The sequence below is a fragment of the Enterobacter sp. JBIWA005 genome (assembly GCF_019968805.1).
Lineage (GTDB): Bacteria > Pseudomonadota > Gammaproteobacteria > Enterobacterales > Enterobacteriaceae > Enterobacter > Enterobacter vonholyi.
The window spans coordinates 1442438-1459051 of record NZ_CP074159.1; the positions used below are offsets into that span (position 1 = coordinate 1442438).

The window sequence follows — 16614 nt, forward strand, 5'->3', positions numbered from 1 at the left end:
AGGGCATCAGCGTGCGCTTTTCCCCTGAGGTGATGCCCCGTTACAGCGTATGCTCAGTACGGGCAATAATATCGTCCTGCGCATCCGGCGACAGGGCGGTGAAGAACGCCGAGTAACCCGCGACGCGCACCACCAGGTCACGATACTGGTCAGGGTGTTTCTTCGCCTCCAGCAGCGTTTCGCGGGAGACAATGTTGTACTGAATATGCCAGCCCTTATGCACCTCGAAGAAGGTCCGCAGCAGCACCATCAGCTTCTGGCGATCGCTGTCGTTTTCCAGCGTTGACGGATTCAGCTTCTGGTTCAGCAGCACGCCGCCGAGAATCGCTGCGGTCGGCAGTTTGCCCACCGAGCCAATTACCGCCGTCGGGCCAAGGTGGTCGGTACCGGAAGCCGGGCTAGCCCCTTCCGCCAGCGGCGTATGCGCCTTACGTCCGTCCGGCGTTGCCATCGTCGCAGCGCCAAACGGCACGTTTGCGGAGATGGACGACGTGCCCGCGTAGTAGTTACCGCCAATCGGGCCGCGGCCGTAGCGAGGGTTGTGATACTGCTTAAGCTCTTCAATGTAGGTCTGATAAGCACGGGTCAGCAGCATATCCACGCTGTCATCGTCGTTACCGTACTTCGGCGCGCCGTTAATCAGACGTTGACGCAGCTGCTCGTGAGTCAGCCCGTCGAAGTCATCCGCCAGTGCCGCCGCCAGCTGCTGTTGGCCGATAGTGCCCTGTTCGAACACCAGCTTTTTCACCGCCGCCAGGCTGTTGCCGAGGTTGGCGATACCCACCTGCAGGCCGGAGACCCAGTCATACTTCGCGCCGCCCTGCTTGATGCTTTTCGCGCGCTCGATGCAGTCGTCCACCAGCGCCGAGCAGAGAATATCGTGGACGTTCTCTTCCAGCATGGTGTCCACCACGTACTCAATCTCAATGGATTTGCGGGTGTAGTAGCGGATCTGGCTATCCCAGGCTGCCATCACCTCCTCGAAATTATCGAAGTTACCTGCAGAGAGCGCTTTCTCCTGCGGCAGGAATACCTTGCCGCTGGTGGCATCGCGGCCGCCTTCCAGCGCAGCCAGCATCACGCGGGCGAAGTTGATGAAGCTCATGCCGGTGCAGCGATAGCCCCACTTGCCGCCCACTGCGGTTTCGATACAGCCAATGGCCGCGTAGTCGTAGGCGTCGTCGCGCTCAACGCCGAGCTTGATGAATTCCGGAATGACGATTTCATCGTTGTTGAACGCCGGCATCCCGAAGCCGCAGCGGATCACCTGCACGCACGCATCGAGGAAGTCGTTGCTCATGCCCGCGTGATAGCGCACGCTCAGGTTCGGCTGGGTGGAGCGCAGACGGCCGCAGGACTCCAGGATCGCGTAGGAGAGCGGGTTCACCGCGTCCATCGGCTCGCCGTTAACCAGCTTCTGACCACCAATGGTGACGTTCTGGTACAGCGGGCTACCGGCGGAGGCCTTGGAGTGCGAGCCGGAGCGGATCTTGTTCACTTCCAGCAGCTTCAGCCAGCAGCTGTGCAGCAGCTCGATGGCGTGCTCGCGATCCAGGCTCTGGTCCAGCTCCACGTCGCGGCGGTAGTACGGATAGAGATACTGGTCCATCCGCGCAAACGACACGGAGTGGCCGTTGGACTCAATCTGCAGGATCAACTGAATGAAGTAGCACAGCTGCAGCGCCTGCCAGAAGGTTTTTGGCGGCTCGTGGGCAATCACGTCGCAGTTTTCCGCCATGGCCAGCAGCTCGTCGCGGCGGCTTTCGCGGGTTTCGGTCGAGGCCATTTCACGCGCCAGGTCGGCAAAACGTTTGATGTGCAGGCTTACCGCTTCCAGCACGATATCGATCGCCTTCAGGAACTGATCGCCGTGCAGGTCTTCCAGCACCGTCAGGTTGATGCGCGAGCGGCGTTCGGCCACTTTGGCGCGCAGGCCGTCGAGACCTTTCTCCAGCACCAGCGGGAAGTTCACCGCCAGGTGCGCGTCGCCTGAGGTCATGTTGCCTTCGGCTTTGATAATGCCGGTTTCCAGCAGGCCTTTCTGCTCGTCGGTGAACATGCCGTAGCAGCGGTCCTGCACCGTCTGGCCGCGCCACCACGGGCAGATCTCGTGCAGCACACGCTTGTTCTGTTCGCTCACCGCAAAGCCCGCGCCCGGGCGGTCTGCCAGGTCGTCGATCTCTTTCTCAATCCAGGAGACGGTGTATTCCGGGAAGATCGGCGCGGCGCGCACCTCGCTTGCCTGGTTACCGATAATCAGCTCGTCGTGTTTGATCCAGATGGTACGTTCGGCCAGGTGATGCGCCAGCGCCAGAGCGCGACGCACCGGGATCGGCTTGTCCATGTGCTGCTGGTACATTTCGGTGTAATGCTGCGCGCGCTCGGTACAGACTGGCGGCTTGACGATATGCACCAGGGCCGTTTTGTGCGCCTTAATGCGTTCGCTGAGGGTATTGAGATTCAGGGTGGTCATAAGTTTATCCTCGTAAGGTCGCGGTTAACCCTTTCTGGCGGGCGTACTGCTGCGCAAAGTCCAGCAGAGCAGGGTTATCCAGCGGTTTGTCAGGGGCAGAGTAGGGTTGGCCGAGCAGGGTGTATTTGTTCATGCCCAGCGTGTGATACGGCAGAAAATGAATATCGTCGACGCCGAGTTCATCGGCAGCGAAGTTGGTAATGGCGGTTATGGAGGCTTCATCTGCGTTGAAGCCCTGGATGAGCGGTACGCGGATGGTGATGTTCTTCCCTGCGGCTGCCAGGCGTTTCAGGTTATCCAGGATGCGCTTAGCCGAACCGTCCGTCCACTGCTTGAAAACGTCACCGTCGACATGCTTCAGGTCGGCGAGGAACAGATCGACGTACGGTAATGACGGCTCGATATAGTGCCACGGCACATGAAGGCAGGTTTCGACGGCGGTGTGGATCCCCTGGTCATGGGTGGCTTTAAACAGGGCGTGCGCCAGATCCGGGTTCATAAACGGCTCGCCACCGGAGAGGGTGATCCCGCCACCGCTGCGGTCGTAGAAGGGCTTGTCGCGCAGTACGGTCGCCATGATCTCCTCGACCTGCTGTTCTTCGCCACAGACGGTCAGCGCCTGCGTCGGGCAGCAGTCGGTGAGAGCATTAAGCGTCTCTTCACTCAGCTTTTCGCGGTGGATGATCGGGCCATTCAGCGCGCGTTCGATGCAGCCCGGCGCAGCCTGCTGGCACAGGTCGCAGCCGTCCAGGCACAGACGTGCATCAAACAGCACGTCCCGGCTGCGGGAGCGGCTTTCCGGGTTCTGGCACCAGCGACAGCCCAGCGAGCAGCCTTTCAGGAACACCACGGTACGAATACCGGGGCCGTCGTGGGTAGAGTAACGCTGAATATTGAAGATCATGTTTTTGCCTCTCATATTGCATATGAAGATTAAATTACTTTCGAATGAAAGGTATCTTGATGCAGGTCAACTCTTCAGCAGGGTTTGTCGTGATAGGGTAAGTGCAGGCTAATTTTGAGGGTGACATCATGGAACTTTATCTCGACACATCTGACGTTGCGGCAGTCAAAAAGCTGGCGCGTATCTTCCCGCTGGCGGGCGTGACCACCAATCCAAGCATCGTAGCAGCCGGTAAAACGCCGCTCGATGAACTGCTGCCCGCGCTGCACGACGCGCTTGGTGGTAAAGGTCGTCTGTTCGCACAGGTGATGGCGACCTCCGCCGAAGGGATGGTGGAAGACGCGCGTAAGCTTCGCGCCATCATTAACGATCTGGTGGTGAAAGTGCCGGTAACCGCAGAAGGGCTGGCGGCGATCAAGATGCTAAAAGCGGAAGGGATCCCGACGCTGGGCACGGCGGTATACGGTGCTGCGCAGGGGATGTTGTCCGCGCTGGCGGGGGCGGAGTATGTGGCCCCTTACGTTAACCGCGTGGACGCGCAGGGCGGGGACGGGATCCAGACCGTAATTGAGCTGCAACAGCTGCTGACGCTGCACGCGCCGCAGTCAAAGGTGCTGGCCGCGAGCTTTAAAACCCCGCGTCAGGCGCTGGACTGCCTGCTGGCAGGGTGCAAGTCCATCACGCTGCCGCTGGACGTGGCGCAGCAGTTTATTGCCTCTCCTGCGGTAGATGCGGCAATTGTGAAGTTTGAGCAGGACTGGCTGGGGGCGTTTGGCAGGACGTCGATTTGACGGGTGCGGCCTGATGCCCTCACCCCAACCCTCTCCCACAGGGAGAGGGAGCAAACACTAAAACGGCAACCTGAAGGTTGCCGTTTGCTTTAACCTCCGCACACCTCACATCCCGGGTTACGCATCAGCTTCATCTCTCGGAACTGGCAGGTCATCGCGTCATACATCACGATTTTCCCCGCTACGGGCGTGCCGTAGTGCGCCAGCACCTTGATGGCTTCCATTGCCTGCAATGAACCAATCACGCCGACGAGCGGCGCCATCACGCCCGCCTCAACGCAGGTCAGCGCATTCTCGCCAAACAGACGGCTCAGGCAGCGGTAGCAGGGTTCACCCTCGGCGTACGTGAAGACGCTGATTTGCCCCTCCATGCGGATAGCCGCGCCGGAAACCAGCGGCGTTTTATGGGCAAAACAGCCCGCGTTGAGCTGGTTACGGACGGTGACGTTATCGGTGCAGTCCAGCACCAGATCGTGCCGGGCAATCTGCGCGGAGAGCGCGTCGTCATCCAGCATTGCGTCAATCAGCGTGAACTGAACGTGGGGGTTGATGCGCGCCAGCGCAGCCCTTGCGGATTCCACTTTCGGCTGGCCCACCGTCGCGTCACTGTGCAGCGTCTGGCGCTGCAGGTTGGACACCGACACGGTATCGAAATCCAGCAGCGTCATCCTGCCCACGCCCGCCGCGGCAAGGTACTGCGCGGCGGCGCAGCCCAGCCCGCCCAGCCCGACGACCAGCACGCTGGCCGCCTTGAGCGCTTCCTGACCTTCGAAATCAAACCCGCGCAGCACGATCTGGCGGTTGTAGCGCATCATCTCCGGATCGCTCAGCTCCACCGTCATATCAACCTCCGAACAGGTGGTTAAAGCGTTCTATCTCAACCCATTCGCCGGCTTCCACGTTGCCGCGCTCGCGCTCCAGCACGATAAAGCAGTTGCCCAGGCTGAAGGAGCTGAAAATGTGTGAGCCCTGGTGCCCGGTGGTACTCACTTCGAGCTCGCCGTCCGCGTTGCGCGCCAGAATGCCGCGCTGAAAATCGAGACGACCCGGTGATTTTTTCAACCGCGTGGCGGCACGCACGCGCACGCGTTCCGGCAGCGGGCTGGCCTTGTTGCCGGAAAGCTTCGCCAGCAGCGGGATCGCCAACTGGTAGAAGGTGAGTGCCGCCGAGACCGGGTTACCCGGCAGGCCGCAGAACCAGCTGTGTGAAAGCTTGCCAAACGCAAACGGCTTGCCCGGCTTGATCGCCAGCTTCCAGAAGGCGATTTCGCCCAGCTCTTCAAGAAGGGTTTTGGTGTAATCCGCTTCGCCCACGGAGACGCCGCCGGAGCTGACGACCACATCGGCGGATTTATCCGCCTCGATAAACGCCGCGCGCAGTTTTTCCGGATCGTCTGGAATAATGCCGAGGTTAATCACCTCGCAGCCCAGCTGCTCCAGCATCAGGTGTACCGCCAGGCGGTTGGTATCGTAAATCTGGCCGTCCTGCAGCGGCTGGCCCGGAAGCTGCAGCTCGTCGCCGGTGGAGAAGACGGCGACGCGCACTTTGCGAATAACGTCGACTTCCGCGATGCCGAGCGAGGCCAGCACCGGCAGCTCCGCCACCGTCAGCCTTTGCCCGGCGGTAAAAACGGTCGCGCCGAGGGTAATGTCCTCGCCGGTACGGCGGATGTTCTGGCCTGCTTTGACGCTGGCGGTAAAACGCACGCCGTCGTCGGTCTGTTCGGTCTCTTCCTGCATTACCACGGCGTCGCAGCCGGCCGGAACCGGCGCGCCGGTCATGATGCGCACGCAGGTGCCCGCAGGCCATTCACCGCTAAACGGCTGACCCGCAAAGGCTTTACCCGCCACCGGCAGGGCGTTACCCGTCTTGAGATCCGCCAGGCGTACCGCGTAACCGTCCATCGCTGAGTTATCAAACCCCGGCACGTTAAGCGGAGAGACGATATCGCGCGCGGCAATACGGCCAAAACAGCGCACGAGGGGCAACGTCTCTACGTCATGCAACGGGGAAACTCGGTCAAGCATCTGCGTGAGTGCCGTCTCAAGCGGCATCAGTCCGGCGGTAAAATCCATGGTGGGCTCCTGCGGAGTAACAACGAAAGCGTCCATTATGGCAGAAAAGTGCGGCTAACTGTATGACCGAAGGGTGCACGCTTTACATCACTGTTACGTCTTTCTATATTCAAAAATCATCTGAAGTTTCGTCGACGATAATGATATTTATAGAAAAAGCCGCAAAACAGGCTAACGGGTGATGCGAATGGTTAATGCGGTAATCGCAATTCATGGTGGCGCCGGGGCAATCACCCGAGCACAGCTCAGTCCCGAGCAGGAAAAGCGCTACATCGACGCGCTGTACGCCATTGTGGAAACGGGCCAGAGAATGCTGGAAGCGGGCGAAAGCGCGCTGGACGTGGTCACCGAGGCGGTGCGCCTGCTGGAAGAGTGCCCGTTATTTAATGCGGGGATCGGTTCGGTCTTTACCCGGAATGAAACGCACGAGCTGGATGCCTGCGTGATGGACGGTATTACCCTGAAAGCGGGCGCCGTGGCGGGCGTCAGTCACCTGCGTAACCCGGTGCTGGCCGCGCGTCTGGTGATGGAAGAGAGTCCGCACGTGCTGCTGACGGGGGCCGGGGCGGAGACCTTTGCCTTTGAGCACGGGATGGAGCCGGTATCGCCCGATCTGTTTTCCACGGAAGCGCGCTATCAGCAGTTACTGGAAGCTCGTTCGGCGGGCATGACGCAGCTTGACCATACTGCGCCGCTGGATGAGCGCAGCAAAATGGGCACGGTCGGCGCGGTGGCACTTGATAAAGCCGGAAACCTCGCGGCGGCGACGTCAACGGGCGGGATGACCAACAAGCTGCCTGGACGCGTCGGCGACAGCCCGCTGCCGGGCGCCGGCTGCTATGCCAATAACGCGACGGCGGCGGTGTCGTGTACCGGCACCGGGGAAGTTTTTATTCGCGCCCTCGCGGCCTACGACATTACCGCGCTGATGGATTACGGCGGCTTAAGCCTGAGCGAGGCCTGCGAGCGCGTGGTGATGGAGAAACTGCCTGCCCTGGGCGGCGTCGGCGGACTCATTGCGGTGGATCGTGAGGGCAACGTGGCCCTGCCGTTCAACAGCGAAGGCATGTATCGCGCCTGGGGCTATGCCGGTGATGAGCCGAGCACGGGGATCTATCGTGAATAAGGGGGCAGCGCGTGCCGCACAGTGAAGAGCTGGACAACCGCGAAGTATTGGCTGTCCATCAGCTGAATATTGCGTTTCAGGAAGAGCGGCAGTTCTTCCCCGCAGTACAGAATTTATCGTTCACGCTCAGGCGCGGCGAGACGCTGGCGATTGTTGGCGAATCCGGTTCCGGGAAATCGGTCACCGCGCTGGCGCTGATGCGCCTGCTGGAACAGACGGGCGGGCAAATCAGCAGCGAGAAAATGCTCCTGCGCCGCCGTAACCGTCAGGTCATTGATTTAAATGAGCTGAGCGGTGCGCAGATGCAGGGCGTGCGCGGGGCGGATATTGCGATGATTTTCCAGGAGCCGATGACCTCTCTGAACCCGGTGTTCCCGGTCGGGGAGCAAATTGCCGAGTCTATCCGCCTGCATCAAGGGCTGAGCGGCGACGAAGCGCTCAAAGAGGCCCGACGGATGCTTGAGCTGGTGCGCATTCCGGAGGCGCAGGCCATTCTGGGCCGCTATCCGCATCAGCTTTCCGGCGGCATGCGCCAGCGGGTGATGATTGCCATGGCGCTCTCCTGCCGTCCGGCGGTGCTCATTGCCGACGAGCCGACAACGGCGCTGGACGTGACCATTCAGGCGCAGATCCTGCAGCTCATCAACGTGCTGCAGCAGGAGATGGAGATGGGGGTGATCTTTATCACCCACGATATGGGCGTGGTTGCCGATATCGCCGATCGCGTACTGGTGATGCATAAGGGCTGCGCGGTAGAAACCGGCCCGGTCGAGCAGATTTTTCACGCGCCCGCGCATCCTTACACCAAAGCACTGCTGGCGGCGGTCCCGCGCCTGGGGGCGATGAACGGCAGCGATCTGCCGCGCCGTTTTCCGCTGATTTCCCTCGAGGCGTCTGAGCTGCAGGAGGATGAGCGCGAGCAGGACACCGTGGTGCCGGGCAAGCCCATTCTGGAAGTACGAAATCTGGTCACTCGGTTTCCGCTGCGCAGCGGCGTGTTGAACCGGGTGAAGCGCGAAGTGCACGCGGTGGAAAACGTCAGCTTCGACCTCTGGCCGGGCGAAACGCTGGCGCTGGTGGGGGAGTCCGGCTGCGGTAAATCCACGACCGGGCGCGCGTTGCTCCGTCTGGTGGAATCTCAGGAGGGCAGCATTACCTTTAACGGCGAGCGCATTGATACCCTTCCGGACAGCAGGCTGCAGGCGGTGCGGCGGGATATTCAGTTTATTTTTCAGGATCCGTATGCCTCCCTCGATCCGCGCCATACGGTGGGATATTCGATCATGGAGCCGCTGCGGGTGCATAACCTGCTCGACGGCGAGGCGGCGCAGCGTCGCGTGGCGTGGCTGCTGGAGCGCGTTGGCCTGAAGCCGGAACACGCCTGGCGTTATCCGCACGAGTTTTCCGGCGGGCAGCGGCAGCGTATCTGCATCGCCCGCGCGCTGGCGCTGAACCCGAAAGTGGTGATTGCGGATGAATCCGTCTCTGCGCTGGATGTCTCTATTCGGGCGCAAATCATCAATCTGTTGCTGGATTTACAGCGGGATATGGGTATCGCCTTTCTGTTTATCTCGCACGACATGGCGGTGGTCGAGCGCATCAGCCATCGCGTGGCGGTGATGTTTATGGGGCAGATCGTGGAGATTGGGCCGCGAAGGGCAGTGTTCGAGAACCCGCAGCACCCGTACACCCGCAAGCTTATTGCGGCGGTTCCGGTTGCCGATCCCGCGCATCGTCACGGCCAGCGCGTGCTGCTGCAGGATGATATGCCGGGTAATATTCATAAACTCGGCGAGGCCGTGGAGCGCGTGACGCTTCGCGAGGTCGAGCCGGGTCATTTCGTCGCTCCCCCGCGTCAGGACAATGCTTTTTCGCGGTTATAACTTACAACAGGCAGGAGAACACAATGGTTACATTTGTAGCGCGTAGATGGTTGTTAGCCGCGAGCGTGACGGCAGCCCTGGCCGCTGCCCCCGCGTTCGCTGCCAAAGATGTGGTGGTTGCCGTCGGCTCCAATTTCACCACGCTCGATCCGTATGACGCCAACGACACGCTCTCTCAGGCGGTGGCGAAATCGTTCTACCAGGGCCTGTTCGGCCTGGATAAAGAGATGAAGCTCAAAAACGTGCTGGCGGAGGGGTACACCGTGTCCGACGACGGGCTGGTCTACACCATCAAGCTCAGAACCGGCGTGAAGTTCCAGGACGGGACAGACTTCAATGCGGAGGCGGTGAAGATTAACCTCGATCGCGCCAGCAATCCTGAAAACAGCCTCAAGCGCTATAACCTTTATAAAAACATCGCCAAAACCGAGGTGGTCGACCCGGCGACGGTAAAAATCACCCTGAAAGAGCCGTTCTCCGCGTTTATCAATATTCTGGCGCATCCGGCAACGGCGATGATTTCCCCTGCCGCGCTGCAGAAATACGGCAAAGAGATCGGTTTCCACCCTGTTGGCACCGGCCCTTACGAACTGCTCACCTGGAACCAGACCGATTTTGTGAAGGTGAAGAAGTTCGCGGGATACTGGCAGCAGGGGCTGCCGAAGCTGGATACCATCACCTGGCGCCCGGTGGTGGACAACAACACCCGCGCTGCGATGCTGCAAACCGGCGAGGCGCAGTTTGCCTTCCCGATCCCGTATGAGCAGGCCGCCATTTTGCAGAAAAACAGCAAGCTGGAGCTGGTCGCCAGCCCGTCGATCATGCAGCGCTACATCAGCATGAACGTCACGCAAAAGCCGTTCGATAACCCGAAGGTGCGCGAAGCTATTAACTATGCCATTAACCGTCAGGCGCTGGTGAAGGTCGCTTTTGCGGGCTATGCCACCCCGGCCACCGGCGTGCTGCCGCCGGCTATCGCCTATGCGCAAAGCTATCAGCCGTGGCCGTACGATCCGGCTAAAGCGCGCGAGCTGCTGAAAGAGGCGGGCTTCCCGAACGGTTTTAGCACCACGCTGTGGTCGTCGCATAATCACAGCACCGCCCAGAAGGTGCTGCAGTTTACCCAGCAGCAGCTGGCGCAGGTGGGTATCAAGGTACAGGTCACGGCAATGGATGCCGGACAGCGTGCGGCAGAAGTGGAGGGGAAAGGGCAGAAAGAGAGCGGCGTGCGGATGTTCTACACCGGCTGGTCGGCATCGACTGGTGAAGCCGACTGGGCGCTGTCGCCGCTGTTTGCCTCGCAGAACTGGCCGCCAACCCTGTTCAACACCGCGTTTTACAGCAATCCGCAGGTGGACAAAGACCTGGCCGATGCGCTGAAAACCACTAAACCGGACGAGAAAGCTCGTCTCTATAAGGACGCACAGGACATCATCTGGAAAGAGTCGCCGTGGGTGCCGCTGGTGGTGGAGAAGCTGGTGTCAGCCCATAACAAAGCGTTGACCGGGTTCTACATCATGCCTGATACGGGCTTTAGCTTTGACGATGCGGATTTAAAATAACGCCCATGCTGAATTATGTTTGTAAACGCCTGCTGGGGCTTATTCCGACGCTGCTGATTGTGGCGGTGCTGGTGTTTTTGTTTGTCCATATGCTGCCGGGCGATCCGGCGCGTCTGGTTGCCGGGCCCGAAGCGGATGCCACGGTCATTGAGCTGGTGCGTAAACAGCTGGGTCTTGACCAGCCTCTGTATATGCAGTTTCTGCACTATATTGGCAACGTTCTTCAGGGTGACTTTGGTATTTCGATGGTGTCGCGCCGTCCGGTGTCGGAGGAGATCGCCACCCGCTTTATGCCGACGTTCTGGTTGACGATTGCCAGCATGAGCTGGGCAGTCGTGTTTGGGCTTGGCGCCGGTATTGTCGCAGCCGTCTGGCGCAACCGCTGGCCGGACAAGCTCGGCATGGCGCTGGCGGTCACCGGCATCTCTTTCCCGGCGTTCGCGCTGGGGATGCTGCTGATGCAGATCTTCTCCGTTGAGCTGGGCTGGCTGCCCACCGTCGGGGCCGATACCTGGAAGCATTACATCCTGCCTTCCATGACGCTTGGTGCTGCCGTGTCGGCCGTGATGGCCCGCTTTACCCGCGCCTCGTTCGTTGACGTGCTGAGCGAAGATTATATTCGCACCGCGCGGGCGAAAGGGGTCAGCGAGAAGTGGGTCATTCTCAAGCACGGGTTCCGCAACGCGATGATCCCGGTGGTGACGATGATGGGGCTGCAGTTTGGCTTCCTGCTGGGCGGCTCTATCGTGGTGGAAAAGGTCTTCAACTGGCCGGGGCTGGGACGCCTGCTGGTCGATTCCGTCGAGATGCGCGACTACCCGGTGATTCAGGCGGAAGTCCTGCTTTTCTCGCTGGAATTTATTCTTATCAACTTAGTGGTGGACGTGCTCTACGCCGCCATTAACCCGGCCATCAGGTATAAGTAAGATGCGATTATTGAACTGGCGACGTCAGGCCGTTTTAAACGCGATGCCGGGGCTCAAACCGGACCACGTCCGCACCCCGTGGTCTGAATTCTGGCGGCGTTTTCGCCGTCAGCCGGTCGCGATGACCGCGGGGCTGTTTGTGCTGCTGCTTATTGCAGTGGCGGTGATTGCGCCGTGGGTGGCGCCATTTGATGCGGAAAACTATTTTGACTACGACCGTCTGAACGACGGACCGTCGATGCTGCACTGGTTCGGCGTGGACTCCCTCGGGCGCGATATCTTTAGCCGCGTGCTGGTCGGGGCGCAAATCTCGCTTGCCGCCGGGGTGTTCGCGGTGCTGATCGGCGCGGCCATCGGTACCGTGCTGGGGCTCGTTGCCGGATATTACGAAGGCTGGTGGGACCGCATCATCATGCGCATCTGCGACGTGCTGTTTGCTTTTCCCGGCATTCTGCTGGCGATTGCCGTGGTGGCGATCATGGGCAGCGGCATGGCCAACGTCATCATTGCGGTCGCGGTGTTTTCGATTCCGGCGTTTGCGCGCCTGGTGCGCGGCAACACGCTGGTGCTGAAACAGCAGACCTTTATAGAATCTGCCCGCAGCATGGGGGCCAGCGACGTCACCATCCTGTTCAGCCATATTCTGCCGGGTACGGTGTCGTCCATCGTGGTCTATTTCACCATGCGTATCGGCGTGTCGATTATCTCGGCGGCCAGCCTGTCGTTTTTAGGGTTGGGGGCTCAGCCTCCAACGCCGGAGTGGGGCGCGATGCTGAACGAGGCGAGGGCGGATATGGTGATTGCACCGCACGTGGCGATCTTCCCGAGCCTGGCAATTTTTCTGACCGTGCTGGCGTTTAACCTGCTGGGTGACGGTCTGCGCGACGCGCTGGATCCGAGGATTAAGGGATAGCGCAGTGAAATGTGCCGGGTGGCGGCTACGCCTTACCCGGCCTACAAAAGAGGAGCAGGAAGATTAAACCCGGCTACCCCACAGGTCATACTCGTCGGCGTTTTCAACCTTCACGCGAATAATATCACCTGGCTTAACGTTGGTTTCGCCATTCAGGTACACCGCGCCGTCGATTTCAGGGGCGTCCGCCATGCTGCGGCCAATCGCGCCTTCTTCGTCAACTTCGTCGATGATAACCATGATCTCGCGGCCCACTTTTTCCTGCAGACGCTCGGCAGAAATCTGCTGCTGCAGCTGCATGAAGCGGTTCCAGCGTTCTTCTTTCACCTCTTCCGGCACCTGGTCCGCCAGCTCGTTGGCGGTTGCGCCTTCTACCGGGCTGTACTTGAAGCAGCCGACGCGGTCCAGACGCGCTTCTTTCAGGAAGTCGAGCAGCATCTGGAAGTCTTCTTCGGTTTCACCCGGGAAGCCGACGATGAAGGTGGAGCGCAGGGTCAGGTCAGGGCAGATCTCACGCCACTGCTTGATGCGGGCCAGCTGGCGGTCAACGGAGCCAGGGCGCTTCATCAGCTTCAGGATACGCGGGCTCGCGTGCTGCAGCGGGATGTCCAGGTAGGGCAGAATTTTGCCTTCCGCCATCAGTGGGATGACATCGTCAACGTGCGGGTACGGGTAGACGTAGTGCAGGCGCGTCCAGATACCGAGTTTGGACAGCTGCTCGCACAGGCCAACCATGCTGGTTTTCACCGGCTCGCCGTTGTGGAAACCGGAGCGGTGCTTCACGTCCACGCCGTAGGCAGAGGTGTCCTGGGAGATGACCAGCAGCTCCTTCACGCCCGCGTCGGCCAGACGTTTGGCTTCCGCCAGCACTTCGCCAATCGGACGGCTCACCAGATCGCCACGCATGGATGGGATGATGCAGAAGGTGCAGCGATGGTTACAGCCTTCGGAAATTTTCAGGTACGCGTAGTGGCGCGGCGTCAGCTTCACGCCCTGTTCCGGCACCAGGCTCAGGAACGGGTTATGCTTTGGTTTTGGCACGTAGTGATGAACATGTTGCAGCACCTGCTCGTAGCTGTGCGGGCCGGTGATCTCCAGCACCTTCGGGTGCACTTCGCGGATCTGGTCTTCTTTCGCGCCCAGACAGCCGGTCACGATCACTTTACCGTTTTCCGTCAGGGCTTCACCGATGGCTTCCAGTGATTCCTGGACCGCGCTGTCGATAAACCCGCAGGTGTTAACGATCACCATATCGGCGTTGTCGTAGCTTGGCACCACGTCATAGCCCTCGGTGCGCAGTTCGGTCAGGATGCGTTCTGAATCCACCAGGTTTTTCGGGCAGCCCAGGGAGACGAAGCCGATTTTCGGCTGGTGCGTAACATTGCTCATAGGTTAAAAATTCATCAATTATGGAGTTATCAGGGCGGGATTTTACAGCGTATCGCGGGGGATTTATACACTCTTTGCAAGGTGGATGCGTCGGGCTGACGTTGTAACATTGTAAATAATGTTAATCAGTTAATAAAAATTGATCCCAGGTATTAAACTGTACAAAAAATGTACTTATCCTGACTATGCACCATGGCTGACAGAGGAGGAAAGAGCATGACCGTTGACAGACTAAAACGCGATCTGCTTAACAAGCTGATCAACGCCCGAATCGACCTGGCCGCGTACCTGCAGTTGAGGAAGGCAAAAGGGTATATGTCAGTCAGCGAAAGCGAACATCTGCGTGATAACCTGTTTGAACTGTGTAATTTCATGCGTGAAAAAGCACCGACCCTGAAGGCGAATTACGGCGAAAGTGAGCTGATCACGCTGCGCCGCGCCGCTGAGGTGCTCTCCATCGCCGGGGTATGTCTGATGAACGGACGCCACGACTGCCCGAACTTTATCGCCGTAAACGCGGAGAAGCTTGAAAACTGCCTGACAACGCTCTCTCTTTGCATCATGTGCCTGAACGAGCACGAGAAGCTTGAACAGCACTGATCCAGGGGGAGGCAACTCCCCCTTCTGCTTAAGCTTTTGTAAAAGTGCTAACGCGCCCGGACGCAGTGGCTAATCTTTATGCCATATGCCGATAAAGGAGTGCGTTATGCCTCGATCCTCGCTGATTTCCCTGCCTGTATTATTTATTCCGTTTTCACTTCTTGCTGCGCCAGAGGCGGTGAAGGTCGAGGTGCTGCAAAACAGACTCGATCACCCCTGGTCCCTGGCGTTCCTGCCGGATAATGACGGGCTGCTGGTGACCCTGAAGGGTGGTCAGCTCAAACGCTGGCAGACCGGAAAAGGGCTCTCCGATCCGATTGTAGGCGTGCCGAAGGTCTGGGCAAACGGTCAGGGAGGGTTGCTGGATGTGGTGCTTGCCCCGGATTTTGAGAAGTCGCGCCGCGTCTGGCTGAGCTACGCCGAGGCCGGGCATGACGGCAAAGCCGGCACGGCGGTAGGCTATGGCCGCCTGAGCGACGACTATTCCCGCATCGAGGGATTCCAGGTGGCGTTTCGCCAGATGCCGAAACTCTCAACCGGTAACCATTTTGGCGGGCGGCTGGTGTTCGACGGCAAAGGCTCTCTCTTTATTGGACTCGGCGAGAATAATCAGCGTCCGACGGCGCAGGATCTGGATAAATTGCAGGGTAAAGTGGTGCGCCTTACCGAAGACGGAAAAGTCCCGCCGGATAACCCCTTTGTGAATACCCCCGGTGCGCGACCCGAAATCTGGTCTTACGGCATTCGCAACCCGCAGGGGATGGCGATGAACCCCTGGAGCGACACGCTCTGGCTGAACGAGCACGGCCCGCGAGGCGGGGATGAGATCAACATTCCGGAGAAAGGAAAAAACTACGGCTGGCCGCTGGCGACGCACGGCATTAACTACAGCGGCCTGAAAATCCCGGAAGCCAAAGGCGAGCACGTTGAGGGAACCGAAAAACCGCTGTTCTTCTGGAAAGTCTCACCCGCGGTGAGCGGCATGGCGTTTTACAACAGCGACGTTTTCCCGCAGTGGAAAAACAAGCTGTTTATCGGCGCGCTGAAGGAGAAGGACGTGATCGTGCTGAGCGTGGACGGCAATAAGGTGACGGAGGACGGGCGCATTCTGGGCGACCGGGACCAGCGTATTCGCGACGTGCGGGTGGGGCCGGATGGGTATCTGTATGTCCTGACCGACGAGACGGACGGGCAACTGTTGAAAGTCAGCCCGTCCGGCGCGTAATCAGGTGACCGGGATCATTACCAAGTTGCGGTAAGCCGGGCGATCGCTCAGCTGTTTAAGCCAGCGCTCCAGGTGAGGGCGCGGCGTCCACTTCAGGCCCATATTGGTCAGGTTCCAGACGAACGGCGCCACGGCAATATCGCCCACGCCGAACGCCTCGCCGGAGAACCAGGCGTGCTTCGCCAGCTCGTCATCCATCATCGCAAACAGATTTTCGCAGGCATCCTGGGCGGCGTGAATTGCGGGATAATCGCGTTCGGCTTCCGGCGTGCGGATAAGCCCCATCAGGATCACGCGGTGGGTCGGGGACAGCGTCTGGTTCGCCCAGTCCATCCACTTTTCGCCCTGAGCGCGCCGGGCGGGATTCTCAACCCACAGGCGGCCCTGACCGTACTGCGCGGCGAGGTAACGCACAATGGTGTTGGACTCCCAAAGCGTCGCGTCTGTTTCATCATCGCGCAGCAGCGGCACCAGGCCGTTCGGGTTCATGGCCAGATAGTCGGCCTCTTTGTTCACGCCGAACGACATACCGGCCATAATTTGGTTGAACGGTAAATCCAGCTCCTCGAGCGTCCAGAGCACTTTCTTAACGTTGGTCGAGTTGTTCCTGCCCCAAAGCGTAATCATATTTACTCCTGATGAGATGTGAATCCGGGTCAGCTTTTGCCATGGTGAGATAAACCTAACAATTACGCAACAGAAGACAAAAAAATCGTCAGAATCAAAGCGTATCTGAATGTCATTGC

The 16614-nt window shown here is 59.6% G+C and carries 14 protein-coding genes; 8 read left to right on the forward strand and 6 right to left on the reverse strand.

What is annotated here, in order from left to right; genetic code table 11:
* Positions 1 to 40 precede the first annotated feature (40 nt).
* Both KGP22_RS06810 and KGP22_RS06815 read right to left on the reverse strand, forming a co-directional pair.
* Positions 41 to 2473, reverse strand: a complete 2433-nt coding sequence (locus KGP22_RS06810; RefSeq protein WP_223581724.1) for a formate C-acetyltransferase/glycerol dehydratase family glycyl radical enzyme — start codon at positions 2471 to 2473, stop codon at positions 41 to 43.
* Between the two features lie 4 nt (positions 2474 to 2477).
* Positions 2478 to 3377, reverse strand: a complete 900-nt coding sequence (locus KGP22_RS06815; RefSeq protein WP_223581727.1) for a glycyl-radical enzyme activating protein — start codon at positions 3375 to 3377, stop codon at positions 2478 to 2480.
* Between the two features lie 128 nt (positions 3378 to 3505).
* Here KGP22_RS06815 and fsa point away from each other — a divergent pair, with 128 nt between their 5' ends.
* Positions 3506 to 4168 carry a fructose-6-phosphate aldolase gene (gene fsa / locus KGP22_RS06820; RefSeq protein WP_111963857.1) on the forward strand — a complete coding sequence of 221 codons (663 nt, stop codon included), beginning with the start codon at positions 3506 to 3508 and terminating at the stop codon, positions 4166 to 4168.
* A gap of 89 nt (positions 4169 to 4257) precedes the next feature.
* Here fsa and moeB read toward each other — a convergent pair whose 3' ends face one another.
* Positions 4258 to 5010 (reverse strand): molybdopterin-synthase adenylyltransferase MoeB, encoded by a 753-nt coding sequence (gene moeB, locus KGP22_RS06825; protein ID WP_223581729.1) that lies wholly within the window; start codon positions 5008 to 5010, stop codon positions 4258 to 4260.
* Between the two features lies 1 nt (position 5011).
* A complete protein-coding gene (gene moeA / locus KGP22_RS06830; RefSeq protein ID WP_223581731.1) occupies positions 5012 to 6244 on the reverse strand; it encodes a molybdopterin molybdotransferase MoeA in 1233 nt (410 codons plus the stop codon).
* Between the two features lie 187 nt (positions 6245 to 6431).
* On the opposite strand from moeA, the gene iaaA reads away from it, so the two are divergent.
* Genes iaaA through gsiD form a run of 5 tightly spaced genes read left to right on the forward strand, consistent with a single transcriptional unit; the run spans position 6432 to position 12654 of the window.
* A complete protein-coding gene (gene iaaA / locus KGP22_RS06835) occupies positions 6432 to 7370 on the forward strand; it encodes a beta-aspartyl-peptidase (RefSeq protein WP_115876043.1) in 939 nt (312 codons plus the stop codon).
* 11 nt (positions 7371 to 7381) lie between these two features.
* Positions 7382 to 9253 carry a glutathione ABC transporter ATP-binding protein GsiA gene (gene gsiA, locus KGP22_RS06840; protein ID WP_223581733.1) on the forward strand — a complete coding sequence of 624 codons (1872 nt, stop codon included), beginning with the start codon at positions 7382 to 7384 and terminating at the stop codon, positions 9251 to 9253.
* 23 nt (positions 9254 to 9276) lie between these two features.
* The gene (gsiB, locus tag KGP22_RS06845) at positions 9277 to 10815 is read left to right on the forward strand and encodes a glutathione ABC transporter substrate-binding protein GsiB (protein ID WP_149366230.1); all 1539 of its coding nucleotides are present in this window, start codon (positions 9277 to 9279) and stop codon (positions 10813 to 10815) included.
* Positions 10816 to 10820: 5 nt separating this feature from the next.
* A complete protein-coding gene (gene gsiC, locus KGP22_RS06850; protein WP_111963862.1) occupies positions 10821 to 11741 on the forward strand; it encodes a glutathione ABC transporter permease GsiC in 921 nt (306 codons plus the stop codon).
* 1 nt (position 11742) lies between these two features.
* Positions 11743 to 12654, forward strand: coding sequence for a glutathione ABC transporter permease GsiD (gene gsiD, locus KGP22_RS06855; protein ID WP_223581735.1), 912 nt, complete (start codon positions 11743 to 11745; stop codon positions 12652 to 12654).
* Positions 12655 to 12717: 63 nt separating this feature from the next.
* Here the strand turns inward: gsiD and rimO are convergent, their stop codons facing one another.
* Positions 12718 to 14043, reverse strand: a complete 1326-nt coding sequence (gene rimO / locus KGP22_RS06860; RefSeq protein WP_008501203.1) for a 30S ribosomal protein S12 methylthiotransferase RimO — start codon at positions 14041 to 14043, stop codon at positions 12718 to 12720.
* A 216-nt stretch (positions 14044 to 14259) separates the two neighbouring features.
* Between rimO and bssR the strand changes: the two genes are divergently transcribed.
* A complete protein-coding gene (gene bssR / locus KGP22_RS06865) occupies positions 14260 to 14643 on the forward strand; it encodes a biofilm formation regulator BssR (protein ID WP_223581737.1) in 384 nt (127 codons plus the stop codon).
* Between the two features lie 106 nt (positions 14644 to 14749).
* Entirely contained in the window at positions 14750 to 15868 is a 1119-nt protein-coding gene (locus tag KGP22_RS06870) for a PQQ-dependent sugar dehydrogenase (protein WP_136194584.1), read from the forward strand.
* On the opposite strand, the gene KGP22_RS06875 is transcribed toward KGP22_RS06870, so the two are convergent.
* Positions 15869 to 16495 (reverse strand): glutathione S-transferase family protein, encoded by a 627-nt coding sequence (locus KGP22_RS06875; RefSeq protein ID WP_223581739.1) that lies wholly within the window; start codon positions 16493 to 16495, stop codon positions 15869 to 15871.
* Positions 16496 to 16614 lie beyond the last annotated feature (119 nt).